22 protein-coding genes, 2 tRNA genes, 1 pseudogene and 1 other annotated feature are annotated in these 24,644 nt (G+C 42.5%); of the genes and pseudogenes, 12 read left to right on the forward strand and 13 right to left on the reverse strand.

Features of this window, described 5'->3' with window-relative positions:
- Positions 1–127: 127 nt before the first annotated feature.
- Genes EIH25_RS00005 through EIH25_RS00015 form a run of 4 tightly spaced genes read left to right on the forward strand, consistent with a single transcriptional unit; the run spans position 128 to position 3,161 of the window.
- Positions 128–721 (forward strand): hypothetical protein, encoded by a 594-nt coding sequence (locus tag EIH25_RS00005; RefSeq protein WP_124097903.1) that lies wholly within the window; start codon positions 128–130, stop codon positions 719–721.
- A 26-nt stretch (positions 722–747) separates the two neighbouring features.
- The gene (locus EIH25_RS12330) at positions 748–1,629 is read left to right on the forward strand and encodes a hypothetical protein (RefSeq protein WP_164489108.1); all 882 of its coding nucleotides are present in this window, start codon (positions 748–750) and stop codon (positions 1,627–1,629) included.
- Positions 1,626–2,495 (forward strand): hypothetical protein, encoded by an 870-nt coding sequence (locus EIH25_RS00010; RefSeq protein ID WP_124097904.1) that lies wholly within the window; start codon positions 1,626–1,628, stop codon positions 2,493–2,495. Before EIH25_RS12330 ends, EIH25_RS00010 begins: the two co-directional genes overlap by 4 nt.
- 9 nt (positions 2,496–2,504) lie before the next feature.
- Positions 2,505–3,161 carry an ATP-binding cassette domain-containing protein gene (locus EIH25_RS00015; RefSeq protein WP_124097905.1) on the forward strand — a complete coding sequence of 219 codons (657 nt, stop codon included), beginning with the start codon at positions 2,505–2,507 and terminating at the stop codon, positions 3,159–3,161.
- 64 nt (positions 3,162–3,225) lie between these two features.
- Here the strand turns inward: EIH25_RS00015 and EIH25_RS12560 are convergent, their stop codons facing one another.
- Together EIH25_RS12560 and EIH25_RS12565 are read right to left on the reverse strand one after the other, a co-directional pair.
- Positions 3,226–3,630, reverse strand: coding sequence for a DUF2726 domain-containing protein (locus EIH25_RS12560; RefSeq protein ID WP_347561937.1), 405 nt, complete (start codon positions 3,628–3,630; stop codon positions 3,226–3,228).
- 97 nt (positions 3,631–3,727) lie between these two features.
- A complete protein-coding gene (locus tag EIH25_RS12565) occupies positions 3,728–3,982 on the reverse strand; it encodes an AAA domain-containing protein (RefSeq protein WP_243113046.1) in 255 nt (84 codons plus the stop codon).
- 144 nt (positions 3,983–4,126) lie between these two features.
- Here EIH25_RS12565 and EIH25_RS00025 point away from each other — a divergent pair, with 144 nt between their 5' ends.
- Positions 4,127–5,425: an ATP-binding protein gene (locus tag EIH25_RS00025; RefSeq protein ID WP_124097906.1), complete on the forward strand. Its 1,299-nt coding sequence runs from the start codon at positions 4,127–4,129 to the stop codon at positions 5,423–5,425.
- Positions 5,426–5,596: 171 nt separating this feature from the next.
- Here EIH25_RS00025 and EIH25_RS12570 read toward each other — a convergent pair.
- From EIH25_RS12570 to secG, 5 genes and pseudogenes are all read right to left on the reverse strand, one after another.
- Positions 5,597–5,701: pseudogene (locus tag EIH25_RS12570) on the reverse strand (AbrB/MazE/SpoVT family DNA-binding domain-containing protein); the annotation flags it as partial.
- A gap of 344 nt (positions 5,702–6,045) precedes the next feature.
- Positions 6,046–7,428: a glycine--tRNA ligase gene (locus EIH25_RS00035; protein WP_124097908.1), complete on the reverse strand. Its 1,383-nt coding sequence runs from the start codon at positions 7,426–7,428 to the stop codon at positions 6,046–6,048.
- A 140-nt stretch (positions 7,429–7,568) separates the two neighbouring features.
- Positions 7,569–9,698, reverse strand: a complete 2,130-nt coding sequence (gene rnr / locus EIH25_RS00040) for a ribonuclease R (protein WP_124097909.1) — start codon at positions 9,696–9,698, stop codon at positions 7,569–7,571.
- The gene (locus tag EIH25_RS00045; protein WP_124097910.1) at positions 9,691–10,515 is read right to left on the reverse strand and encodes a GNAT family N-acetyltransferase; all 825 of its coding nucleotides are present in this window, start codon (positions 10,513–10,515) and stop codon (positions 9,691–9,693) included. Before EIH25_RS00045 ends, rnr begins: the two co-directional genes overlap by 8 nt.
- 77 nt (positions 10,516–10,592) lie before the next feature.
- The gene (gene secG / locus EIH25_RS00050; protein WP_243113047.1) at positions 10,593–10,853 is read right to left on the reverse strand and encodes a preprotein translocase subunit SecG; all 261 of its coding nucleotides are present in this window, start codon (positions 10,851–10,853) and stop codon (positions 10,593–10,595) included.
- A 294-nt stretch (positions 10,854–11,147) separates the two neighbouring features.
- On the opposite strand from secG, the gene EIH25_RS00055 reads away from it, so the two are divergent.
- A protein-coding gene (locus tag EIH25_RS00055) for an IS3 family transposase (protein ID WP_124097911.1) occupies positions 11,148–12,286 on the forward strand; the annotation gives its coding sequence in 2 pieces (ribosomal slippage) (positions 11,148–11,400 and positions 11,400–12,286; 1,140 coding nt in all).
- A 317-nt stretch (positions 12,287–12,603) separates the two neighbouring features.
- Here EIH25_RS00055 and EIH25_RS00060 read toward each other — a convergent pair.
- The 3 genes from EIH25_RS00060 to EIH25_RS00070 all read right to left on the reverse strand — a co-directional run bounded on the left by EIH25_RS00060 (position 12,604) and on the right by EIH25_RS00070 (position 13,099).
- Positions 12,604–12,679: transfer RNA gene (locus tag EIH25_RS00060), tRNA-Gln, on the reverse strand.
- Positions 12,680–12,700: 21 nt separating this feature from the next.
- Positions 12,701–12,776, reverse strand: a tRNA-Gln gene (locus EIH25_RS00065).
- Between the two features lie 167 nt (positions 12,777–12,943).
- Positions 12,944–13,099 (reverse strand): hypothetical protein, encoded by a 156-nt coding sequence (locus EIH25_RS00070; protein ID WP_206425666.1) that lies wholly within the window; start codon positions 13,097–13,099, stop codon positions 12,944–12,946.
- Positions 13,100–13,274: 175 nt separating this feature from the next.
- Here EIH25_RS00070 and mscL point away from each other — a divergent pair, with 175 nt between their 5' ends.
- From mscL to EIH25_RS00095, 5 genes are all read left to right on the forward strand, one after another.
- Positions 13,275–13,724, forward strand: coding sequence for a large conductance mechanosensitive channel protein MscL (gene mscL / locus EIH25_RS00075; protein ID WP_206425667.1), 450 nt, complete (start codon positions 13,275–13,277; stop codon positions 13,722–13,724).
- A gap of 64 nt (positions 13,725–13,788) precedes the next feature.
- Positions 13,789–14,037, forward strand: a binding site (T-box leader).
- A gap of 176 nt (positions 14,038–14,213) precedes the next feature.
- Positions 14,214–15,095: a radical SAM protein gene (locus EIH25_RS00080; RefSeq protein WP_124099588.1), complete on the forward strand. Its 882-nt coding sequence runs from the start codon at positions 14,214–14,216 to the stop codon at positions 15,093–15,095.
- Between the two features lie 178 nt (positions 15,096–15,273).
- Positions 15,274–16,152 (forward strand): carbon-nitrogen hydrolase family protein, encoded by an 879-nt coding sequence (locus EIH25_RS00085; RefSeq protein ID WP_124097912.1) that lies wholly within the window; start codon positions 15,274–15,276, stop codon positions 16,150–16,152.
- 22 nt (positions 16,153–16,174) lie between these two features.
- Positions 16,175–17,392, forward strand: coding sequence for a tyrosine--tRNA ligase (tyrS, locus tag EIH25_RS00090; protein WP_124097913.1), 1,218 nt, complete (start codon positions 16,175–16,177; stop codon positions 17,390–17,392).
- A gap of 219 nt (positions 17,393–17,611) precedes the next feature.
- Positions 17,612–19,291 (forward strand): DNA mismatch repair protein MutS, encoded by a 1,680-nt coding sequence (locus EIH25_RS00095; RefSeq protein ID WP_124097914.1) that lies wholly within the window; start codon positions 17,612–17,614, stop codon positions 19,289–19,291.
- A gap of 71 nt (positions 19,292–19,362) precedes the next feature.
- Here EIH25_RS00095 and sigK read toward each other — a convergent pair whose 3' ends face one another.
- Positions 19,363–20,046, reverse strand: a complete 684-nt coding sequence (sigK, locus tag EIH25_RS00100; protein WP_124097915.1) for an RNA polymerase sporulation sigma factor SigK — start codon at positions 20,044–20,046, stop codon at positions 19,363–19,365.
- A 470-nt stretch (positions 20,047–20,516) separates the two neighbouring features.
- Here sigK and EIH25_RS00105 point away from each other — a divergent pair, with 470 nt between their 5' ends.
- The gene (locus EIH25_RS00105; RefSeq protein WP_124097916.1) at positions 20,517–23,024 is read left to right on the forward strand and encodes a right-handed parallel beta-helix repeat-containing protein; all 2,508 of its coding nucleotides are present in this window, start codon (positions 20,517–20,519) and stop codon (positions 23,022–23,024) included.
- A 256-nt stretch (positions 23,025–23,280) separates the two neighbouring features.
- On the opposite strand, the gene EIH25_RS12510 is transcribed toward EIH25_RS00105, so the two are convergent.
- Complete coding sequence (locus tag EIH25_RS12510; protein WP_206425668.1) at positions 23,281–23,559, reverse strand: hypothetical protein; 279 nt, start codon at positions 23,557–23,559, stop codon at positions 23,281–23,283.
- Between the two features lie 183 nt (positions 23,560–23,742).
- The gene (locus tag EIH25_RS00115; protein WP_124097917.1) at positions 23,743–24,462 is read right to left on the reverse strand and encodes a 16S rRNA (uracil(1498)-N(3))-methyltransferase; all 720 of its coding nucleotides are present in this window, start codon (positions 24,460–24,462) and stop codon (positions 23,743–23,745) included.
- Positions 24,463–24,644: the final 182 nt, after the last annotated feature.

Below are 24,644 nucleotides of genomic sequence, written 5' to 3' on the forward strand. Positions count from 1 at the left end.
ACCGCAAAACACATCAGATTTTTGCACATTCAAACCGCCGTATTTGCGCGGTTTTGTTGGGTCCTTTATATTAAATTCGTGTTTTTTCGTATTTTTGCGGTTTTCGGATTTTGCGTGGCGAGCAACAATGACAGACTTCACAGTGAAAAAGCTTGATGACAGTTTTGGGTATGTAATTGAATATCAGAGAATTGATAAAAACGGGAATCTGTATGACAACCATTACTATTATGCCAATGACGAAATTTATTATGATAATAGCAGCGATAACTGGATAGCGGAAGGAATTCCATACTTATATTCCTCACAGATACAGCTTACATTTAACGAAAAAGAACAGATCAATTCCTTTATAAAATGTAACACGCCGTATACAGGAGAAATTATTGATAACGGCGAACAGTTAATATCTCTTACGTCTGCTATAAACATAATATCTTCAAGTATGGCGGATAAATCTGCTTATTCATTTGAAACAGCTGAGTTGGAGTATTACTATATCGGCAACGACTGCCCTGACTATACTTCTCCTGCCGAAGGCGAAGAACCGAATGTCGATACAGAAAATATGCTTAATAATGCAGATATACAATTAAGACCGTTCTGGGCTTTTACAATGTCCGGCTGCTATCCGGATATAACGGGATATGACAGCACGACAGTAAATCAGAATTGTCTTTATCTTGTGGACGCTTTAACAGGAGAACTCTATATATACTGATTTCTTATACGCTATTAGGAGGTACTATGATCAATGCAATAAGGTCAGATTTAAGAAAAAGCTTTTTCAGTATAAACTTTTTGCTGTCAATTATAGTATTTATCATATTGATTTTTTCTACGGGCTGCGTTCTTTTGGATACGTCTACTCCGAGCTATTCAATAGCCGAGTTTATTTTTAAGACGGATAAAAGCTTATGGCTGGAGTATTCTTCTTATAGCTGTATAAGTATTTTTTCACAGGGGTTTGCAAACCAATGGATCGGAATCTTTATACCGTTTTTAGCTGCATTTTCATGTGTTCCTGTATTCTGTGACGAATATAATTCAAACTATTGGCGTCATATTGCGGAGAGAACCGGTTTCAGAAAATATATATGTTCAAAATTTATATGTAGCATAATAATTTCGGTTTCTTTAATATCTATATGCTATCTTATCTTTGCAGTCGTATGTTTCAGTATTTTTCCGTTTCCGAATGAATATGCCGATAGCGTTTATACTGCGGATTGGCTCAATTATTACGGTTTTAACAGAATATTCGGCTCGGACAGCGTGCTGTTGTTTATTTTCGGCAGAATTTTAACCTCGGGGCTTATTGCACAAATAGGCGGATTATTTTGTCTAGCTGTTTCATCTGTCACAATGAGCAAATATGTTTCTCTTGGAATTCCCGTGCTTACCTATTTCTTTTTTGCACAGGTTGCTAAACCCTATATGTACAGCGGTAAAATGGAAGACGCTAAATTCTATTTTCTTGATAACAGCGCAAGATTTTCTTCGGTTGAAAATTGGTTTTCAGATTATACAGGGCTTTCCTTAGCTTTTGCGTACATATACTTCCTGTTTGTTATTGCAGTCTTTTTTGTTTTGTATTATTATGTTATGAAAAGGAGGCTGAAGCAATGACGGCAGTTCTTAAAAAAAGCTATGTTGTTTTGAAAACTACATATGTAAGATGGCTCCTTAGTTCAAGATTATTGATTTTTGCTTTTGCATATATGTTCTTTTATACGTATTTTATTGATCCTCTTATACGGATTTCGGATTTTTTTTTAACTCCGCTAAATGCAATAGAACCGTTTATTTCACTTATGAATAACGGATATTTTGTACCGTTGGTCGCGCTGACTTATTTAATCCTTATTTCTGATCATCCCAAGTTAGATAATTCGGGAACCTTTATACTTTTCAGAACAGGAAGAACTGCCTGGATATTAGGACAGATATGGTTTCTGATATGTTCTTCAGTTACGTTCACAGCGTTTTTAGGCTTATCTTCAATGTTAACGGTATTTAACAGGAGTTTTTTGATCAACGCATGGAGTCTTGTTTCAAAGAATGCAATTAAACCTGAAAACGTAACGATTAGAAACGAATTCACTTTTGCTGTTATAGACGATTCCGTAATTAATCAGTCACGTCCGTACACTGCTTTTTTTCATGCGGTAGCGCTAATGCTTATGTTTATGCTTACAGTCGGACTGATTCTTATGGTTTTTACCTTGCTTAGGAAGAAAGTATTCGGAATATTTGTAAACCTGAGTTTTATCGTAACAGGTTTGGTATTGTGGGCGGTTGACGTAAGAGCCAAATGGCTGTTTCCGATTGCAAATTCAGCGTTCGGCTGGCATTATGACGGAATGTACGATAAAACTATAAAAAGCATTTTATACTCATATATATATTTTGCAATCGTATGTACAGTTTTAATTATTAATGTATTTGAAATAGGCAAGCGTTGCTCGTTTCATATAACAGATGAGAACGGTTAGGTGCGGCAAATGAATATTATTAATGTGAGAGATATAAATCTGATTTTAGGGAAAACTCAGATACTTAAAGATATAAACGTAACTTTTGAGGCAGGTAAAATTCACGGACTGATAGGAAGAAACGGTTCGGGGAAAACAATGCTTATGAAATGCATATGCGGATTTATCAGACCGACAAGCGGAGAAATTACGGTAAACGGCAAGCGGGTAGGCAGAGACGTTGATTTTCCGGAGAATATGGGTATAATTATAGAAACGCCCGGATTTATTCCGTATTACAGCGGCTATAAGAATCTGAAGCTGCTGGCGGGGCTAAATAACAGAATAGGAAAAGATGAAATAAGAAACAGTATGGAGCAGGTTGGTCTTGATCCGGATCTGAAACGTCATGTACGCAAATACAGCCTTGGTATGCGTCAGAGATTAGGTCTTGCTCAAGCGATTATGGAAAATCCGAAAATTCTGATACTGGACGAGCCGTTCAACGGACTTGATAAAGACGGAGTAATGGAAATGAGAGAATATCTGCTGTCATACAAGAAACAGGGGAAAACTATTCTTATCTGCTCACACTCAGCAGAAGATATTTCCGTACTCTGCGATACGGTACATGAAATGGATAAGGGAAGGATAAGCGAAATAAGAATTGAGGAAGAAAAGATTTAAGGTCAACGGAAATTACATTATCTGCGGACTGACCCTTTATTGAATCAGTATTTTTCCGAATAGTTTATATTTTATTCTTGCTGAAAAAATCAATCAAAATATTCTTAATATAATTATAGCGTCTAGCATATGAATTTTCCACACGTATTAGTTCAAATCCTTGCTGACGGCAAATTTCATTTTTTTGATTATCACGCTTCTTTACAATTTCGTCCTCAAAATGTTCTTTACCGTCTAGTTCTATTGCTAAGATAGGAAATTCCTTTCTGTCTTCAGCCTTTTCATAAATCACAAAATCAAATCCTCCCGAATAAAACAGATGACTGTGGGTGATATTGTTTCGAAAAACCTGAGAAATTGCAACTTCTTTCTTGATTGTGCATTTTCCTCCGCCCATAACGTTGCCGAGAGCATGATCTAAACTTGTGAGAAACGCTTCCTCTGTTTCTGTATTTACGATTATTAAAATCTATAATTTTCTTTCCGCAGCGATAATGATAGCTGAGCAAGATTTCATCACTGACAGAATCACAGGCTAGAAATGTTTTGTAAATAGAGTTTTTTATTTAGTCATATTTATTTGAAACTCCGTACTTTTTTCTAAGAACATCGTTATCAGCCTTGTCAAGTAGAATAACAGGATTAAGCTGTTGAGGGTCTCCTACAAGCATAAGATTCTCCGCTCGGATAATCGGTACAAGCGACATTGCAGTATTACACTGACTTGCTTCATCAATTATGCACATATCAAAATACGGCTTTGGTTCGCCTATTTTATATGCAGAAATGCAGGTTGCAGCCATAATCGGAAATATTCTCATAATTAAGCGCAGCCAGTTAAAATATCAAAAGTGTTTTATAAATATGTGTAATCCAACCCCATAAAACTTTAAAAAAACGTGTAAAATCTTATTGCATAACCTTGTTAAAAGTGGTATAATAATATCGACAAGGAGAGTGATAATGTGAAACGCAATGCGATAGAACAGCTTTTGATGTGGAAAAACAGCGCTGAACGTAAGCCGCTTGTGCTTAAAGGCGCAAGACAGGTGGGTAAGACTTGGCTGATGGAGGAGTTCGGCAGACTTTATTATGATGACACTTTTTATTTCAACTTTGACGAAGAGGACGAACTGAAATCTATTTTTGAAACGAATAAAAATCCCTACAGGATCATTGAATTGCTGGGACTTATCAAGGGCAGAAAAATCATGCCCGAAAAGCACCTGATTATTTTTGACGAGGTGCAGGAGTGCTCGGCGGCATTAAACTGCCTGAAATACTTTTGTGAAAAGGCAAATGAGTATCACATTATTTCTGCCGGAAGTCTGCTTGGGACGCTGCTTGCTCAGCCGAAGTCATACCCCGTAGGCAAAGTGAATCTGCTTAATATCAGCCCTATGACCTTTGACGAATTTCTCGCCGCCAATGACGAGGGACTTTACAATTACTACTGCGGTATAAAAAAAAGGCAGCATATTGAAGAGATATTCCACAACAAACTGCTTGACGAATATAACTATTATTTAATAATAGGCGGTATGCCTGAATGTGTGCAGTCGTGGATAAAGCATAAGGACCCTGCCGAGGTCAGCAGAATCCAACGGGAGCTTATCGAGCTATATGAAAACGACTTTTCCAAGCATAACGGCAAGGTGAACAGCGGGCGTATTCTTATGGTTTTCCGAAGTATTGTTACTCAGCTTGCCAAAGATAATGAAAAATTTATTTACGGCTGTATAAAAGAGGGCGCAAGGGCGAGGGAATTCGAGGAGGCTATCGAATGGCTTGTTTCGGCAGGAATGGTTCTGCGTATTTACAATGTCAGCAAGCCCGAGCATCCGCTTAATGCTTATAAACAGCTCAATCATTTCAAGCTGTTTATGTTTGATGTGGGACTGCTTAAGCACATGGCAGGTATCAGCAACGAAGCGATTTTGCTGAAGTCCGACTATCAGTTTAAGGGCGCGCTAACGGAAAATTTTGTGTTACAGCAGATAAAATCGCTTTACGACACCGAGCCGAAATACTTTGCGCCCACCCCTGCAAGCGAGATTGATTTTATTGTCCAGGACGGAACGAGCATTGTTCCGATTGAAGTAAAGGCAGGGGAAAGCGTAACTTCCGCAAGCTTTAAGAATTATCTGAAAGAATACAAGCCTGAAAAAGCTGTGCGGTTTTCAAAGCTGGGTTATGAGATCAACGACAGCTTTGTTAATATTCCGTTGTATCTTGCCGGGAAAATACGGGATATGACGGAGTGATTCAGCGTACTGAGGATATGTATTTTTAGAAATATAATATAATTACAGCCAACAGCAAACCCGCCGCAGACCGTTAATTTTCAGTCTGCGGCGGGATTTTTATTTTATGTACAGCCTATTCGCAATCTCAAGCATCATCATACAGTAATCAAGTTCTGTTTTCAACGTTGTCTGTAACGGGTCGCCCTCGCGAATACGCATAGTTCTTCTTATTTCCTTTGGAATTACAACGCGTCCGAGATCGTCAATCCGGCGCACTATTCCTGTTGCTTTCATTATTTTAACCTCCATTTGTACCATTGTGATTTGTGCAGTTTTTTTGGATTTGTGTTTATATTATCTGCGATATTTGTCATTTTATTCTTAGATTTTTGGTTTGGATATGCTGCAGGTGCTATTTGCCAGTTTTATTTCAGTCGGAAGGCAATACGTCAGAAAGCTCTGTTTGCTCCTTCCGTAAAGCGCATAAATAACGCCCTTTATAAAAAACAAAAGACAGCCGTTAAAACGACTGTCTTTAAAATCCCCGAACATTACCATCAGAAAGCTTTTTAAGCCTTTCCAAATATCGCTTTCGCAATATGCCACTATATTAAAAGATAAACATCTTTTAACTTCGTTTAAAATTCAAGCTTCTTTGCAATATATGCCTCAAGCTCGTCAATTTTGATCCTCTCCTGAGCCATAGTATCGCGGTCGCGAACCGTTACGCAGCCGTCTTCCAGGGAATCAAAATCATAGGTTATACAAATCGGAGTGCCTATTTCGTCCTGTCTGCGGTATCTTTTGCCTATAGCGCCTGATTCATCGTATTCGACAGCAAATTTTTTAGCAAGTCTGCCGTAAAGCTCAATTGCAGGATCCTTAAGCTTTTTAACCAGCGGAAGCACGCAGACCTTTACAGGCGCAAGAGCAGGATGCAGATGCATTACCGTTCTTGTATCGTTCTTTTCCGCGTCTATAACTTCTTCGTCATAAGCCTCTGTAACTATTGAAAGGAACAGCCTTTCAACGCCCAGTGAGGGCTCAATAACATAAGGAATATATTTTGAATTATCCTCAGGATCAAAATACTCCAAACTTTTTCCGCTGTGATTCTGGTGCTGTGTAAGATCATAATCTGTTCTGTCGGCAATTCCCCACAGCTCGCCCCAGCCAAACGGGAAGAGGTATTCAAAATCAGTGGTTGCCTTGGAATAAAAGCTGAGCTCCTCAGGATCATGATCCCTGAGCCTAAGATTTTCTTCCTTGATTCCCAGATCAAGCAGAAAATCCTTGCAGTAGCTTCTCCAGTAGCCGAACCATTCAAGGTCGGTGCCGGGCTTGCAGAAAAACTCAAGCTCCATCTGCTCAAATTCTCTTACGCGGAAAATAAAGTTTCCCGGCGTTATTTCGTTTCTGAAGGATTTACCTATCTGACCTACGCCGAAAGGCACCTTTTTTCTTGAAGTCCTCTGTATATTAGCAAAGTTTACGAATATGCCCTGAGCAGTTTCGGGACGGAGATAAAGCTCGGATTTTGAATCCTCGGTTACTCCCTGAAACGTCTTGAACATAAGATTGAACTGTCTTATATCGGTGAAATCGCTTTTTCCGCATTCGGGACAAACAATACCCTTTTCGCGGATATAGTCCATCATCTGCTGATTTGTCCAGCCGGCAACGTTGGTACCGTCGAAATCTTCTATAAGGTTATCGGCTCTGTGACGTGTTTTACAGGCCTTGCAGTCCATTAGCGGGTCAGAAAACCCTCCCAGATGACCGGAAGCGATCCACGTTTCGGGGTTCATAAGAATAGCCGAATCAAGACCTACGTTATACGGAGTTTCCTGAACAAATCTTTTCCACCAAGCCTTTTTGATGTTATTTTTCAGCTCTACGCCGAGAGGACCGTAATCCCATGTATTTGCAAGACCTCCGTAAATTTCGCTGCCCGAATAAACAAATCCTCTGTTTTTGCACAGCGCAACGATTTTTTCCATGGTCTTTTCAGTATTCAGCATTAATAATTCTCCTTAATTCCCTAATTATTTAATATTATAATGCAAAATTGACAGCTTGTCAAGTGCTTTTTTGGAAAAATTTTTTCTTTTTTTGGCGAAAGGTTACAGCGCAAAGGAAGCGTACAATAAGTTCTATAGGATTATGCGGGGACAAAATCAATTTTTCCGCTGTTTACATCGGCGTTTTCCACCTTGACCCTTATCTTGTCACCGACTCTCCACGATTCTCCGGTATTGAGATTTTTAAGGCTCATCGTTCCGTCGTAGTAATACTCGCCCTCCGGCAAGGCATGAACGGAAACAAGACCCTCGCAGGTATCGGGCAGGGCGGCGAACAATCCGAAATCCGCAGCCGAAACTATTATCGCGTCAAATTCCTCTCCTATATGAGCTTTCATATATTCCGCCTTGTAGCAGTCCTCACAGCTGCGTTCAACGTTCATTGCGGTAAGTTCCGTCTGAGTGGACTGGTCGGCGGAAGCATATGAAAACTTGCTGTATTTCTTAGCGCACTGCTGTTTGGAAGTTCCGCTGAGGAAATCGCTCATTATACGGTGTATAGCGAGATCGGGATAACGACGTATGGGTGAGGTGAAATGGGCGTAGTCGTCCAGCACCAGTCCGAAATGACCTACAGGCTCGGTAGAGTATTTAGCCTTTGACATCGATCTAAGGATAAGATTGTTTATGATCATGGAAATATCAGATCCCTTTACTTTTTCAAGAATAGAGGACATATCCGCGGGAGTCGGCCGACCGTTGAAATTGAAGGTTATTCCGAGCTTGGTAAGTCCTTCCTTCAGTCCCTCCAGTTTTTCCTCGGAAGGCGGCTCGTGAACGCGGTATACAAAGGGAAGCTGGTTTTCAAGCCCGAATCTTGCGGCGCATTCGTTGGCGGTAAGCATGAAATCCTCGATCATTTCTTCGCTTATTCCGCGTTTTCTCGCCTCAACTCCGACGCAGATGTCGTTTTCGTCTATTATAAGCTTTCCTTCCGGAGTTTCCAGCTGCGGCGCGCCCCTGTTCAGCTTTTTGCGGTTAAGCTTATCGGCAAGCTCCCGCATTATCGGCAGAGTATCAAGAACCTCGGCGTATTTTTCACACAGAGATCTGGAGTTATAGCCCTCCAGCAGCTCGTTTATTTCAGAATATACGCCTTTGACTCTGGAGCGGATAACGCTTTTGGCAAATTTATAATCTTTTATATTCCCCGAATCGTCAAGATGAGCAATGCAGGAAAACGCCAGCCTGTCCTCCTGCGGATTAAGGGAGCATATGCCGTTGGAAAGCTCCTGCGGCAGCATTGGTATTACCCTGTTGGCATAATAAACGCTGGTGCCTCTTTTAAAAGCCTCGTTATCCAGAGCCGATTTGGGAAGCACATAATGGGAAACGTCGGCAATATGAACTCCAAGCTCATAGCTTCCGTCTGAAAGCTTTTTGACGGAAACCGCGTCGTCAATATCCTTTGTATCCGCGCCGTCGATTGTGAATATGGGAATATCCCTTAAATCAAGTCGGTTTGCCGATTCCTCAGATATTCTGCGGAAGTCTGCAACGGTTTTTGCTTCGTATATGACCTCCGGAGGAAAAACGGGGGTTATGCCGTTCAGTTCAAGTACGGAAAGCGCGCAAACCGAGGCTTTCAGCGAGCTTCCGAAGCTGGAAACTACAGCGCACTTATGCTCGGAATGCCTGTGCCCTCTTGCCGTTATTTCAGCCATGACCTTATCGTGCTCATGCAGCTCAAGACCGTTGGGATTTTCAAAATCCATAGCATATCTTGAGAGCGTGTCGGGTACTATTTTAAGTGTTCCGAATTCGTCTACCACTTCTCCCGTAAACCGCGAGAAGTTTTCTTCAAGTATTTTCTGTACCTCTCCCTCAGGGGATTCGCCCTTTCCCTCAAAGACGCGCACCAACACTATATCCCCGGGCATTGCGCCTTTGAGAAACTTGCCTGTAATAAATATCTCCTGATCCGTTTCCGTATTTCTCACAAAGCCGTAGGTTTTATTAAGCCGTGAAACCGCGCATTTAACCAAGGATTTTTTGTCGATCAGAGTAAAGCCCATACGCGATTCAATGATCTCTCCCTTGGCTTTGAGCTTATCCACCGCCTTTACAAAATCGTCAAAATCAAAGCCGCGCATACGGCAGTTTTTAAGGAGCGCCTTGAAGCTTACCGGCTTCTTTCCTGATTTCTTAAGCTTTGCAAGTATAAGTCTGCGGTAATCAATTTTAGTTTTCTTTTCTTTTTTCTTAGCCATTGATTTCGCCTTTCGTCTTTTTATTTTCTGCTGATGCTAATTTATGACTAGACGGACTGCCGGCGCAGAAAGCATGGTATCCGCCGTCATATTCGAATCCGATTTTTTCGGCAATTTTTACTGATATTTTATTAGCCGCGTCCCAGTGAGGACGAATGTCTCTGCGAACACATTCAATTATAAACTGCGCCGCACAAATCGCGGCAAGCCCCATTCGTCTGTATTTCGGATTTGTTGCGATCTGAAGCTCAACGCCTTTGCTGTAATAGCCAAATGTTGACGCGCCGGACGCGATCTCTCCGTCTATAAAAATAATATACCCAAAGCCGTGGCGGCTATAGTCGCCGTAATCCTTAAAATTACTTACAAACGAATTTTCCCACAAGCATTCTCTGAGTTCATTATATTCTTTTTCTCCGATCTTTACAAGGCTTGCTCCTTTGATTTTACGGATTTCAGACGTAAGCTTTTCAAGCTTTTCTAAATTGAAGCCTTTGGCGGGAAGCTTTGTATGGTAACGTTCGGCAGGTCTGATTTTGCAGCCGCATTGTACAAGAGGTTCAAGCCAGCCGGCGGTTTGCGGAATTATTATCAGCTCTTTTCCGCCGCCGTTTATCAGCCCGGCAAGCTCTTTGCTTTGCTGAGGTTTTCCTGCCAGAAAGCAAAAGTCCCCCGTAAAAACCGCGGCCCATGTGAGATCGCCTAGATCATCGCAGTATCCTTTGCCTATTATTCCCTCCGAATAGCTTATTATCATAGAATCCCTGCACCATGAAAACATATGGATTATGTCCTTGGAATCCTTGACTGAATACATGATTACATTCCTCCGCTATGAACGCCTGAGATTAAAAATAAAAGCCCCGCGTAAGCAGGGCGAATTTTCAGCTGTTATTATTTCTGAATAGACGAAATAATGTTTACTGCAAGAGTTACGACAAAAAATACGATTGCCGCTATTTTGGTAAACCTTGAAAGCTTTGCGTCACGGGTTCTGCCGGAATTTCTTCCGTAAAAAGATTCGTTAGAACCGCCGCCGATTGCAGAGGTAAGGCCCTGCTCCTTGCTTTCCTGAACCAGAACCACCAAAATAATCACCAGACTTGCCAGAATAAGAAGCACGCCTGCTGCAATTTCAAGTCCGCTCATTGTCATTGTATTTTCCTCCCTAATCCGATAATATGCGATTTATATCAGTATAACAAAAACAGAAGGGTTTGTCAATAGAAAAAGAAAAATTTCTTGATTTTTGTTCCTGCTTCATAAATAAATTTTTTTATTTCATCTAATGATTTCATCACGATCAATCTCCTATTTTATTTCTACAATAATCCATACTTTATCGTTCCTACTGTCCTGAAAGACAGTTTACTGGATATATACTAAAAAAGTGGACAAGTAAGATATAATAAAAACATCAAAATAAAAGACAAGTAGGAGGAATAAAAAATGTCAGGAAAAAGCAAACCGAAGTACACAGAGGAATTCAAGCAAACAATCGTAAATTTATATCAATCAGGGAAAACCTATTCTCAGATAAGTCAGGAATACGGAATATCGCACAGCGCCTTAGCCAACTGGATAAAGAAGTATTCAGAGGTCAAAATGGACGATAACACTATTCTTACCTCCAAGCAAATCAAGGAGCTGCAGAAACGAAACGCACAGCTTGAGGAGGAAAATCTGATATTAAAAAAAGCCATTGCGATATTCACGCCTCACTCAGACAAAGATTAAAAGCTGTTAAGCTGCTTTCCTGTGAACACAAAATCACAACACTTTGCCGTGTTCTCGGTGTAAATCGAAGTACTTACTACAAATACATAAATCACCGTGAAAGCAACCGCGAAAAGGAAAACCGCCATATACGCAAATGTATTCTTGAGCTTTATACAAGAACTAAAAAGCGTTTTGGCGCTGAAAAAATGAAAATTTGTCTTCAGCGTGATTATCGCATAAACATCAGCGCCGGCAGAGCGTACCGTCTGATGAAGAGTATGAACCTGCCTAAAATGAGCACTGTTAAGCCATTTAAGCACAAATCAAAATCGGTTTCCAATGGAGAATGCAAAAATATTTTGTCTCAAAATTTCAATCAATCTGCTCCGAACAAGGCGTGGGTATGCGACTTTACGTACATAAGAGCAGCAGGAAGATTTTATTATTTATGCGTAATTCTCGATCTGTTTTCAAGGAAGGTGATTGCATACAAATTATCAAATAAAATTGATACTAAACTTGCGATAGATACCGTTAATTCGGCTGTTGCCGCAAGAGGCAAATCCATAGGTATAATATTCCACACGGACAGAGGGAGCCAATTCACATCCTCTGAATTTCGCAGACATCTGGACAATCTGAACATGATTCAGTCCTTTTCGGCAAAGGGGCATCCTTATGATAATGCTGTTATGGAATGCTTTTTCAAATACTTGAAAAAGGAAGAGGTTAACCGTAAGACTTATTCTTCTCTTGAGGATTTAAACCTCGCTCTTTTTCAGTACATTAACGGTTTTTACAATTCGGTAAGACCTCATTCTCATAATAACGGCTTGACTCCTATTCAAGCTGAATTCAATTTTTTCTGATTTTTCTTGTCCACTTTATTGACATTGGTTCAATTGCAGCACCGCTTTTTGTGCTGTCTAATTCGTATTTTCTAACTGTTTCACAATACGACAATCGGTGTTCTCGCATATCCATTATAACACAGATTTTAAATTCTGCACTATACTTTTTCTGTTTTTGACCCTTTTTGCCATAAAAATATGCACTTCCAAAAGTGTCTAACTTTTGGGGTGCATATCAGATTTGAACTCTCGTTTTTATTTCTATTCTATTGTGGTTTTGCATAACAAAAAGCTACATTTTTGTGCAATTTACACTAAAAATGTAGCTTTCAACTTGGCTGGGGTAAAAGGATTCGAACCTTTGGAATGCCGGAATCAGAATCCGGTGCCTTACCACTTGGCGATACCCCAATGTCGGGACAAATACATTTTTGGTTGGGATAGATGGATTCGAACCATCGGAATGACGGAGTCAAAGTCCGTTGCCTTACCTCTTGGCTATATCCCACAATCTGTCCCAAACAATTAATTTTATATGCTGTTCTATACAGCTTTTATATTATATCAGATAAGGCTTTAAAATGCAAGAGTATAGTTCGCGTTTTTACAATTTGTTAATAAAAATATTGTATATATGTACCGCAGGATCAGCCTGCGGCGCTCAGCAGAAAAACGTTAGCCGTTGTTCTGATTATTCTGGTCCTGACAATTGCTGAACTGATTATTTTTCTGCTTATTCTGTCCCTTCTGATTCTGGAAAGGCTGGAAATTAGGATTCTGTTTGTTCTGTCTGCTCTTTTCGTTTGCGTTAGACGGATTGTGATTAGACATTATAAAACACTCCTTAAAAAATAATTTGCCGAAAAACATCGGTGAATTTATATTTCCCTTTGCTGAATAAAATATTCCGATATTGCGAAAGCAATATTTACTTAGAAATTTGTTGCATTTTAGCGTAATCGGTGATATAATATACATAAAAAAATAGCTGAAGGGAATGTTAATCATGGGTAATGAAAAAAAGTCTGGGGTTATTTCAAGATTTATCGGTGAATTTAAGGAATTTATTTCAAAGGGCAGCGTTCTTGATATGGCGGTCGGCGTTATTGTCGGCGGCGCTTTTACCTCGATAATCAATTCTCTGGTCGACGATATTCTGATGCCTGTTATAGGAACTATCCTTTTGGGAGTTAATTTTAAATCCCTTGGCTTTCACATTCCGTGGGGAAATGAGCCGTACATAAATTTAGGCGGTTTTTTAACGGCAGTTATAACGTTTCTGCTGACGGCGCTGTGCGTGTTTATCTTTGTTAAGGTTGTGAATACGATAAGGAATTTTCATAAAAAGCCGGAGCCGCCAAAGGAAGAAAAGCCTGCCGAGGTTCCTGACGATATAAAGCTTCTTACCGAAATAAGAGATCTGCTTATTCAACAGAAAAACAGCGGAGAAAAATAATGACATTTTTATTGTATCAGGCTGTTGACAAAACGGCTCAACTGTGCTATATTAGCTTTAATAAGAAAATGCGGCGATAGGAACAAGTAGCGTTTCAGAGCGGCTTCAGAGAGTATCCGGAGGGTGCGAGGATACGGCGGTTTGATTCGTGAATACATCTTGGAGCAGATTTCCTCAGAAAGCGGAGCAGGGCTTCGCAAAGGGAAGTACGGAAGCGTCCGTTAAAGCGCAGGGCTTTGCAGCTATGCTTAGCCGTTAAGGTCGGGAATATCCCGATAAACCGAGGTGGTACCGCGATAGATTCGCCCTCTGATAAGCTTAGGCTTGTCGGAGGGCTTTTGTATTATGGGAGCGATATGAAGCTGTTTTGTATTGTTTAGAGATTAGTCAAACGTAAGTCCGGTTTTGAAAAATGTCATTACTAACCTGCTTTTAAAATGCTTAAAATGATGTTCAGGCGGACGTATGATTTTGAAAAGAAGTGAATCCATGCTTACGATACCCGCAAAGACTATTCTGCAGAAGAACAGATCCTCCGGCTGGTTCGGAAACGATTATAATATGAACCTTTATAAGGGCTGCTGCCACGGGTGCATTTACTGCGACAGCCGCAGCGACTGCTACCGTATCGACGATTTTGATACGGTGAGGGCAAAGGAAAACTGCATTGAAATTCTCAGGGACGAGCTTAGGCAGAAGGTTAAAACAGGCGTGATAGCAACAGGCGCCATGAGCGATCCGTATAATCCCTTTGAAAAGAGCGAGAGGCTTACCGAGAAAGCTTTAATGCTTATTGACGCCTATAATTTCGGGGTTACGGTAATTACAAAGTCCGGCCTTATAGTCAGGGACATTGATCTGTACAGACAGATCGCGGAGCATTCGCCTGTGCTTTGCAAAATGACCGTCACAACCTGCGACGACAAGCTTTCAAGGCTGATCGAACCTAATGTCAGCGCTTCAAGCGAGAGATTCAATGCTCTTGAGAAAATGTCCGAAGCAGGCTTGAAAACGGGGATAACCCTTATGCCTGTGCTGCCGTTTATTGAGGATACTGAAGAAAATATAACCGAAATTGTCCGTAAGGCTCATGAATGCGGAGTAAGGTATATATATCCGGCGTTCGGGATGACGCTGCGTCAGAACCAAAGAGATTATTACTTTAAGAAGCTTGACGCGATTTTCCCCGGAATGTCCGATAAATACCGTCGGTACTACGGCGGCAGCTATGAATGCGTATCGCCGAGCGCAAAAAGACTTTGGACGGTATTTGCGGAAAAATGCGAGCAGTACGGAATTTTGTACAGAATGAACGAGATAATCGCGGATTATCAGCGCGGCTACGGGGATAGGCAGCTGAGCTTTTTATAGTCCTGTAAAGGATTATGGGGCGGTCGGGGCGTTTAAAAATAAATATATCGGTATACTTTATGATCTCGAAAAATCAAAATCAAATCGGAAGCAGCAATAAATAATAGGGAGAAATAATAAAAAACTTTTTTTGGAGAACTGAAAAGAAGATGACTTTAAAGTCAGGAGGATCAAACCTATGAGCAGTAAAAATTATTTCACAGTCGCTTTGCTCCAGCTGCTGCCGGAGGGAAGTATTGAGGGCAACATGAAAAAAGGCTTGAACGCCTGCCGAAAAGCCAAGGAAATGGGAGCGGATCTGGCTTTATTTCCTGAAATGTGGAGCATAGGCTATGATTTTAATAAGTTTTCAAACGAATTTGCAGTCGAGCCTGACAGCGGTTTTGTTCGCTCTTTTGCAGAGGCGGCGGAGAAGCTCGGTATGGCGATAGCGGTAACTTATCTGGAAAGGCATGAGCCTAAGCCAAGAAACACGGCGGAGGTTTTCGACCGTTTCGGAAATTCGATACTTAGGTATTCAAAAGTCCACACCTGTGATTTCGGAGATGAAAGCGCTCTTTGTCACGGAGATGATTTTTATACCGCGGACCTTGATACGATAAGCGGAAAGGTCAGGATCGGAGCGATGATCTGCTACGACAGGGAATTTCCAGAAAGCGCAAGGATTCTTATGCTCAAAGGCGCGGAGATAATCCTTGTACCCAATGCTTGTCCGATGGAGATAAACCGTCTTTCACAGCTTCGCGCAAGAGCATATGAAAACATGGTCGGGATAGCGACCTGCAATTATCCGTACGGTCAGCCCGACTGCAACGGACATTCCACCACCTTCGACGGAATAGCCTACCGCCCGGACGAAAGCGGCTCCAGAGATACTCTTATAGTTGAAGCGGGAGAGGAAGAAGGTATTTATCTTGCACGCTTTCCTCTGGACGATATAAGAGAATACAGAAAGCAGGAGGTTCACGGCAACGCTTACCGCCGTCCTGAAAAATACAAGCTGCTTTTATCTGAGGAAAAATGCGAACCTTTTATAAGGAACGATTTTAATAAATAATAAAAATTTGGAGGAATAAAAAATGACGCTTTTTGAAGAACTGAAAAGAAGAGGACTTCTCGCTCAGCTAACCGACGAGGAGGAAATCAAGGAGCTTATCAACGCAGGAAAGGCGACCTTCTATATCGGATTTGATCCCACCGCGGATTCGCTTCACGTCGGACACTTTATGGCGCTCTGCCTGATGAAGCGTTTGCAGATGGCGGGAAACAAGCCTATAGCCTTGCTTGGCGGCGGAACGGGAATGATAGGAGATCCCTCCGGAAAGACCGATATGAGAAAAATGCTTACGCCTGAAACCATACAGCACAACGTAGAGTGCTTTAAAAAGCAGATGAGCCGTTTTATCGACTTTTCCGACGGAAAGGCTCTGGTTGTCAACAATGCCGACTGGCTGCTTGATCTTAAATATGTCGACGTTTTAAGAGAGGTGGGAGCCTGCTTTTCGGTAAATAAAATGCTTACCTTTGAGTGCTATAAGCAAAGAATGGAAAGAGGACTTACTTTCCTGGAATTTAACTACATGATAATGCAGTCCTACGATTTCTACAAGCTGTTTCAGGATTACGGCTGCAATATGCAGTTCGGCGGCGACGATCAGTGGGCAAATATGCTGGGAGGCACCGAGCTTATCCGAAAGAAGCTGGGCAAGGACGCGTACGCTATGACTATAACGCTTCTGCTTAACTCAGAGGGCAAGAAGATGGGCAAGACCGAAAAGGGAGCGGTATGGCTCGACCCTGAAAAGACCTCGCCCTATGAGTTCTTCCAGTATTGGAGAAACGTTGCCGACGCCGACGTTATCAAGTGCCTGAAAATGCTTACCTTTGTGCCCGTAGAAGAAATCGAGGAAATGGAAAAAACCATGGAGGGAGCGCAATACAATAAGGCTAAGGAGCTGCTTGCCTATGAGCTTACCAAGCTTGTTCACGGCGAGAAAGAGGCAGACAAGGCTCTTGAAGCGGCAAAGGCTCTGTTCGGAGCCGGAGGGGACAGCGCTGATATGCCGTCTACCGGAATCGCCGCCGATGAGCTTGAGGACGGAAAAATAGGAATTCTGAATCTGCTGGTAAAGACCGGACTTGCTCCGTCAAACAGCGAGGCAAGGCGTCTTGTTACCCAGAACGGAATTTCCGTAAACGACGCTAAATTTACCGACCCTAAGGGAATGGTGGATATTTCCGAGCCTGTGATCATCAAAAAGGGCAAAAAGGTATTCCATAAGGTTTTCAGAGCGTAACGGCGAAAGGTGAATCAAACTGTACCTGCTTGTGAAGTCATTAGATAGCCTGAGAGAAAACTGTTCTCTCAGGCTATACTTTTATGTATGCCGCACCTTGCAGACTGATTTTTGTATACAAATATGCAGGCGGCTTTTTGGTTGTTTTTACGCTTGAAAGCCTGACGGGTCTGATATATAATAGTATTGACGGAAATTTCGGACAGAAAGGAGCTTGCTATGAAAAATCCGGAAAACAGAAAGTCGCCGGTTGATCTGCTGTATCCTTCCCAGGAAAAAAGGGAGCAGGTAAAGGCAAGGCGGCTGGCGCTTGAACGGCTTCCGCAGGATTATATTGAAAACCTTGAGATCCAGCAGGTAGCTTCGTTTATATGCCAGTCAAACCAGTTCAGGACGGTGCAGATACTTACTGAGCTTAATACCGACCCTGAGATAATAAATTACAGGCTTGACGCGATCGACGATTTTATTGCCGACCCCAGACTTATGCCTGTCCTTTACAAAATCATACGGGATATGCTGGACAACGACAGAAGCAATATGCGGAAATTTACCGAGCCAGATTCCTTTGATACATTTCAGACTCAGCTGGACGGCTTTTTGTGCTATATAAGCTGCGTTGAAAGTATGCATGAGTTTTATGAGAAAAAGCATGATAACATCAGGTCGCGGGCGCTTAGGGGGCTGTTTGAATATTTTGAGGCTATATATTCAAGCAGTGATTTTATACAGGTCAGAGATATTGTAAACGGACTCAAGGAAGCGCTGGGTTCAAGGATAAGAAGCGTGACGGTAGCCATTAATTTTAACGAGCGTATGGTTCCTGTCAGCGCGGGCATAGTAGGATATTCGGATACGGAATATATTCAAAAGCCGTCCGTTTTTGAAAAGCTGCTTTACATGAACGCCAAGAAGAATGAAAATCAGGTGCAGGGCAGTCTGTTCCGCAAATATATGTCCAATCGTTCCGGCGACGGTGACAGGGCGGTAAACGAGATCGATCGGAAGCTTTTCAAGGGGCTTGAAAAAATTACCGACGATTTTAAGGAGAGGCTTGCACAGGCGCTTAAAAGCTACAGGCTGGTAAGCTTCGACGATCTTGCCGGACTTGAGGAGCAGCTGGATTTTTACGACGGGGCAATAAAGCTTATACAGCTTGCGGAGCATAAGGGTCTGAAGATGTGCCGCCCCGAGCTTCTGCCTGCCGAGCGGCGGGAGGCTGAAATAAAAGGCGTTTTCGATTTATGCCTTTTTAAATCGGCGATCGTCAGAAACCGCGACGTCTGCGGAGACGAGCTTATTGTAAGAAACGATATTTCAATGAATGACAGCGAGCGCTTTTTTATTCTGACCGGAGCAAACAACGGAGGAAAAACTACCTTTATCAGGGCGGCGGGGCTTTGTCAGCTGCTTGCTCAGGCGGGGCTGTATGTTCCGGCGGAAAGCTGCCGCATATCTCCTGTGGATTTTATATATACTCATTTTCCCAGGGAGGAGCAGATCGGAATAAATGCCAGCCGCTTTACAACGGAAATAAAGGAGTTCAAGACTATAAGCGACACTATAACCGAAAACAGTATGCTGCTTATGAACGAGTCGGTGCAAAGCACAACGCCGAAGGAATGCGTCGATATTGCCGTGGAGCTTATAAAGATATTTACATTTATCGGCGCCCGAGGTTTCTTTGCTACTCATCTTACCGATCTAGCGTATATGTGCGGACAGTTTAACTGCGAACCGGGCGTAAGATCTAAAACCGCCAGCCTTGTTATGCATACCGACGAGGCGACCCAGAAGCGTATGTACAGGGCGGAGCACGGACTTCCGTCGGGAAACAGCTATGCAAAGGCGATATTTGAGCAATTCGGAATTGATATTAATAAAATAAGAAACAGATAGGTTATATCTCAGGCGGTCCGGCGCAGACCGCTTGTTTTGTTACGGCGCGGCGGCGTGTTGCCCTGCCGTAGTCAGTTCATATGTGCTTTTAAGGTTTGAAGCGCTTTTTTCTCTATCCTTGAAACATAGGAGCGGGAAATGTTAAGCTTCTGCGCCACCTCGCGCTGGGTAAGCGGACGTTTGTTGTAAAGGCCGTATCTCATGATTATGATTTCCGATTCTCTTTTGTCAAGATATTTGTCAACAAGTTTATAAAGCCTTTCGGAGGACAAAATAAGTTCTATACTGTCACAAACGCTGCTGCCGTCTGAGATGATGTCTATAAGAGTAAGCTGGTTTCCGTTTTTATCCGTTTCGATAGGCTCGTCAAAGTGAAGCTCGCCTACGGATTTCTTGAGAGAACGGAAATGCATGAGGATCTCGTTTTCAACACATCTGGAAGCGTAGGTGGCAAAACGGCAGCCCTTTGTGTAGTCAAACGTTGAAACCGCCTTTATAAGACCTATAGTGCCTATTGAGATAAGATCCTCCTGATCTTTTGAAGCGGAGTAGTATTTTTTTATAATGTGCGCCACCAGTCTGAGATTATGCTCTATTAGCTTATCCTTTGCCGCTTTGTCGCCTTGCGACATTCTCTCAAAGCATTCCCGTTCCTCTTTTGCCGACAGCGGTTTCGGGAAAGTATTCCTGCCGTCGAAATGCAGAGCAAAGAACAGAAAATGACTGCTGAGAAACTGTATTATAATTTGTAGCATGACCGTTTTTATGCCCCCGAAAGAAGGCATACTCCTTTCCCTGATATTCTGCAAGGCAAAATTTGCATACAAGCAATGCGGGGTATTGCCTTAAAAGCTTATATTTAAGCGTTTACCGTATTTACGGCGCGTGTATCGGTTTTTATATCCTATGAAAAATAACGGTTTGTCTATGCATAGGCGGCAAGCCTGATTTTGTTAAAATGCATAAAAGTATATAGGTTTTTTGTCAGACTGCACAAAAATTATTTTATTACTTCTTTGGCTTTGTGTTATTCTTGACACATAAATTAAGATGGTTTATAATTAAAAAAGGCTGCAGCTGTCTGAGAAACATACCGTTAGAATTGACGCGGCGCTTTACGAGATTGCTGCAATACAGACAATATAACCGAAGAGCGCTGTTCAGACTTTTTAAACAGGCGCAGAAAGAGAAACGCAAAACGTTCAATCGGAGGATAATTCACGCAATGAAAGGCAAAAAGGCAAAGTTAATTATTTACATGATAACTGCGGCGCTGATGATGCAGCTTTTTTCGCTGTCTGGCGCCGCTTATGATGTTTCAAAAATAAAAGGAGCCGTTAAGATCTCCGGAGCGAAGCTTCCGGAATATTCTGACGGCTGCGAACAGATAAACGTATCCGACGAGGGCGCGGACGGAAGCGGTGAGAAGGACTCCGCGAAGGCAATACAGAAAGCCCTTGATTACGCGAGGGACAACGCCTCTGACAAGCTTCAGGTTAAGGTATTTGTTCCGGCGGGGGAATACAGAATATCAAAAACTCTCAGAATCTACAGCAATACATGGCTGTATCTTGAGGACGGAGCAGTTATAAAAAAATGCTTCGGCGGCGGCTGTATGCTGAAAAACACCAAGCAGTTCGGCGGCGGGGGCTATGACGCAGACCGCAATATTATCATTGAGGGCGGAACATGGGACGGCAATACCGCTGAATATAACAGCATGGAATATTTTTCTAATGTAAGGATAGGTCATGCGAGAAACATTGTTTTTAAGAATACGAAGGTGTGCAACAACAAAAACGGACATCATCTTGAGCTTGGCGGCATTGAAGGTCTTACAATAGACGGCTGTTCCTTCAGCGGATATACCGGAAGCCTGCAAAAAGAGGCTATTCAGCTTGACGTAATGAATAATGCCGAACTGTTTGTTGAATATGAGCCCTTTGACGATACCGCGACCAATAATGTGGTTATAAAAAATTGTACATTTACAGATCTGTGCAGAGGAATCGGTTCCCATTCGGCGGTGCTGGGGAAATATTATACAAATACTGTTATAAAAAATAATACGTTCAAGAATATACAGGACGTCTGCATTATAATGTACAACCATAAAAACTGTACCATTAAGGACAACGTAATGTCAAAGGTTGGCATGGGAATAGATTTTATGTACATGAGCGAGGACGGATCGTCTGACTATTTCAAGCCGGTAAACGGCGGCTATGAAGCCGGAAAAAGCAATATTGACGACGACGCTCAGACTGTGATAAAAGGCAACACCATCAAGACCCGCGGCACTTCCGATGTCTCCCGGCCGTACGGTATCAGAATTTACGGCAAAAGCGTAAAGGGGACGAAGCTGCCGGAGCATAATTACAGGGTACGGGGAGTTAAGATAAGTGAAAATAAAATAAGCTCGGCTGCTCAGGCGATCATACTTGACGATACCGTTGACTGCGTTATTTCAGACAATAGTATCAGCGGCAGCAAGAGCGGCTGCGTTGAAGGCGCGGAGCTTATTGATATTAAAAGGAGCAAAAGTATCACTGTTTCCTCTAACCACATTTCAGCAAGCGCCGGGGACGGAATAAAAATAAGAGGCGGAAAGAATTTTACGGTTAAGGACAATACGGTCAGCAATGCTGGAGGTTCGGCGATTTGTCTTACCGACTCTGTTTCCGAATCCGAAATTTCGGGCAATACGGTGAAAAAACCGTCCGCCTGCGGAATTATCGTTAAGAACTCATGTAAGGATATATCGGTTGACGGAAATTCGGTGGAGTTTGCCGGAGCGTCGGGAATATGCTTTGCCGATAAAACGGTTGAAAACATAGGCTGCACCGGCAATTCCACGGCTCAGTGCGCAAGAGGCATTTGCCTGACGGGAGAAAGCAAGGCGTCTGTCAGCGGCAACACGTTCAGCAGCAACAAAAAGAATATTGCGATCGGAGAAGGCTCCTATTGCACTCTCAGCGCTCCCTCCGGTTTTGTTTCATCTGAAATAACGGAAAAAACGGCGGTTCTTTCCTGGGATTATCAGAGCGAAGCCGCCGGCTATGAAATATACCGCAAACGCGGCGCGGACGGAGAATATGAGCTTGTTTCCGATCAGACGGACATAAAGTTTTCGGAGGACGGTCTTAATTCCAAAACACTGTATTTCTATAAGGTCGTGCCCTATGTAATGGAGGGCGAAAACAAGCAGCCGGGAAAGGCTGTAGAGGATTTTGCCGTAAAAACAAAGACCGCTGTTGAAAACGCGTATATTGAGATTCAGCCTGAAATGGCTTATACCGGAAAAGCGAGAACGCAGGATATAACGGTCAAGGCTGCCGGAGTAACGCTTGTACCTGACGTTGATTATACGGTGGAATATTTCAACAATGTAAACATCGGAACCGCTCAGGTGAAGATCGTCGCGCAGGGAGATTACTGCGGAGAGGTGACCAGGGAATTTAATATCGTCCCTATGAATCAGGCTTCGCTGAAGGTACAGCCAAGAACAGAAAAGCCGTCGTCGCTTATAAGCAAAAGAAGTTCGGACGGCGGATACAGCGTGCTTTGCAAGCCCAACGACTTTATTTCCCTGGCAGACGGAGATGAGCTGAAATCTCCGATACAGATAAGCTTAGAAGCCTTTACCGTAAGAAAAACCTATCTTGTAAGCGTAAGGTCCTACAGTCTGGTAGACGGCACCAGGATTTACGGAGTATGGTCGGAGCCTAGGTAGGCATCTGTTTGTAAATAGCGTGGCTGACCCGCTCAAAAGAATAGAATATTATAAAAGAAAAAATCCGCGAAAAGAGCCGGACGATCAGGCAGGTTCGCGGATTTTTTATGTATGAGCGCCTTTTTGAAATACAGTAAGTGCAGCAGAGCGTTTTTTAAAATTGCGCCAAGTATGTCATAGCGTCGGCGTAAAAACAGAAAAGACTGCTTTTATGCAGTCCTTTCCGTGGTAAAGATAGTATGAAAATCAGAAATGATTATTTGTCAACTTCTTCAACCGCATCTTCGATGTTGTCAAGGTCGGCTTCCGTATCGTCCGTTACCTCGGGCGCGGCAGTATCGTCAGCAGCTTCGCTGTCGTCAGTAGCTTCCTCAGCCGCACATTCGTCGCAGTCGCAGCAGCAGTCGTCAAAATCGTCGTCAAGCTCTTCGTAATCGTAATCCTGAAGCTCCTTGCGCTTTTTTAATGCAAAAATTGCAGCAGCACCGGCAGCGACAGCTCCGAGAGCAGCAAATATTTTCAATCCATTACCCATGTTCAAACACTCCTTTAAATTCTTTCCGATACGAAACCGCAGATGTATAAAAGCAGCGCAAACTTATCGTATCAGGTTATATGTATTATACCACATACTTTGCCGATAATCAAGTATTTTTCAAAAAATAAAAAAATAAGTTGCGTTTTTTGTGCATATTTAACAATTATATTTCCTCAGCCTTTACATATTGTCTGTAAGCGACATTATAATACTGACGGCGGCAATTGGAGCCGTTTCACATCTTAATATCCGTCTGCCGAGGGATATGATTTTAACTCCGGAGTTCTCCGCTTTCAGAACCTCGCTGGGCCCGAAGCCGCCCTCGCTTCCCGTGACTACGCCCGCGCTTCCGCATGAGGAAAAGACTGCTTCTTTCAGCGGAACGCCGCCTTTTTCATAGCATAAAAGCGAAATATCCAGACCGCCGAGAGCACGGATACATTCGTCAAACGATATTATTTCCGAAACCTGAGGGATTATACCGCGTCCGCATTGCTTTGCCGCTTCAAGCGCGATCTTCTGCCAGCGCAGACGTTTTTTCTCCGCGCTTTTTGAATCCGGACGTGAAACGCACCTTTCGGTAAGAATCGGATGAATTTCACAGACTCCGAGCTCTACGGCCTTCTGGACGATAAGATCCATTTTGTCAGCTTTAGGGAGAGCCTGAAACAGATGGAGCTGTATGTCCGGCTCCGAGGCAGAGGGACGCGAATACATTATCTCGCAGTTTACTGAGCTTTCGGAAATTTTCGATATTTTTGAAACATATTCCGTCCCGCTGCTGCAAAGAATAAGCTCGTCTCCCGTTTTCATGCGCAGGCTCCTGCCTATATGAACGGCGTCCTGCCCGGTGATCACGGCATTGCTTCCGTTTGGCTCGTCTATAAAAAAACGCGGCATATGAGTGTCCTCCATGTGAATTAAGCAGTTTTTTGTGTGTAAAATAGTATAGCACAGCTTCAAAAAAAGTTCAATAAATTTCATACTAAATACAATAAGTTTTCACACGCATATCACATTGATTGGATATCATATATACATCAGAGGACAACGGTTCATCTGATGAGTTCTTTTGATTGTCT

The sequence above is a fragment of the Ruminococcus sp. Marseille-P6503 genome (assembly GCF_900604945.1).
GTDB lineage: Bacteria > Bacillota > Clostridia > Oscillospirales > Ruminococcaceae > FB2012.

What these genes read in the sequence shown, in the direction of transcription:
- sigK (WP_124097915.1), bottom strand. Translation starts at nt 20,046, where the DNA reads ATGCTACAAATTATAATACAGTTTCTCAGCAGTCATTTTCTGTTCTTT.
- EIH25_RS00085 (WP_124097912.1), top strand. Translation starts at nt 15,274, where the DNA reads ATGAGCAGTAAAAATTATTTCACAGTCGCTTTGCTCCAGCTGCTGCCG.
- EIH25_RS00005 (WP_124097903.1), top strand. Translation starts at nt 128, where the DNA reads ATGACAGACTTCACAGTGAAAAAGCTTGATGACAGTTTTGGGTATGTA.
- EIH25_RS00035 (WP_124097908.1), bottom strand. Translation starts at nt 7,428, where the DNA reads ATGCTGAATACTGAAAAGACCATGGAAAAAATCGTTGCGCTGTGCAAA.
- EIH25_RS00015 (WP_124097905.1), top strand. Translation starts at nt 2,505, where the DNA reads ATGAATATTATTAATGTGAGAGATATAAATCTGATTTTAGGGAAAACT.
- EIH25_RS00105 (WP_124097916.1), top strand. Translation starts at nt 20,517, where the DNA reads ATGAAAGGCAAAAAGGCAAAGTTAATTATTTACATGATAACTGCGGCG.
- secG (WP_243113047.1), bottom strand. Translation starts at nt 10,853, where the DNA reads ATGACAATGAGCGGACTTGAAATTGCAGCAGGCGTGCTTCTTATTCTG.
- mscL (WP_206425667.1), top strand. Translation starts at nt 13,275, where the DNA reads ATGGGTAATGAAAAAAAGTCTGGGGTTATTTCAAGATTTATCGGTGAA.
- EIH25_RS00010 (WP_124097904.1), top strand. Translation starts at nt 1,626, where the DNA reads ATGACGGCAGTTCTTAAAAAAAGCTATGTTGTTTTGAAAACTACATAT.
- EIH25_RS00070 (WP_206425666.1), bottom strand. Translation starts at nt 13,099, where the DNA reads ATGTCTAATCACAATCCGTCTAACGCAAACGAAAAGAGCAGACAGAAC.
- EIH25_RS12565 (WP_243113046.1), bottom strand. Translation starts at nt 3,982, where the DNA reads ATGAGAATATTTCCGATTATGGCTGCAACCTGCATTTCTGCATATAAA.
- EIH25_RS00045 (WP_124097910.1), bottom strand. Translation starts at nt 10,515, where the DNA reads ATGTATTCAGTCAAGGATTCCAAGGACATAATCCATATGTTTTCATGG.
- EIH25_RS00080 (WP_124099588.1), top strand. Translation starts at nt 14,214, where the DNA reads ATGCTTACGATACCCGCAAAGACTATTCTGCAGAAGAACAGATCCTCC.
- EIH25_RS12330 (WP_164489108.1), top strand. Translation starts at nt 748, where the DNA reads ATGATCAATGCAATAAGGTCAGATTTAAGAAAAAGCTTTTTCAGTATA.
- EIH25_RS00095 (WP_124097914.1), top strand. Translation starts at nt 17,612, where the DNA reads ATGAAAAATCCGGAAAACAGAAAGTCGCCGGTTGATCTGCTGTATCCT.
- tyrS (WP_124097913.1), top strand. Translation starts at nt 16,175, where the DNA reads ATGACGCTTTTTGAAGAACTGAAAAGAAGAGGACTTCTCGCTCAGCTA.
- rnr (WP_124097909.1), bottom strand. Translation starts at nt 9,698, where the DNA reads ATGGCTAAGAAAAAAGAAAAGAAAACTAAAATTGATTACCGCAGACTT.
- EIH25_RS12510 (WP_206425668.1), bottom strand. Translation starts at nt 23,559, where the DNA reads ATGGGTAATGGATTGAAAATATTTGCTGCTCTCGGAGCTGTCGCTGCC.
- EIH25_RS00115 (WP_124097917.1), bottom strand. Translation starts at nt 24,462, where the DNA reads ATGCCGCGTTTTTTTATAGACGAGCCAAACGGAAGCAATGCCGTGATC.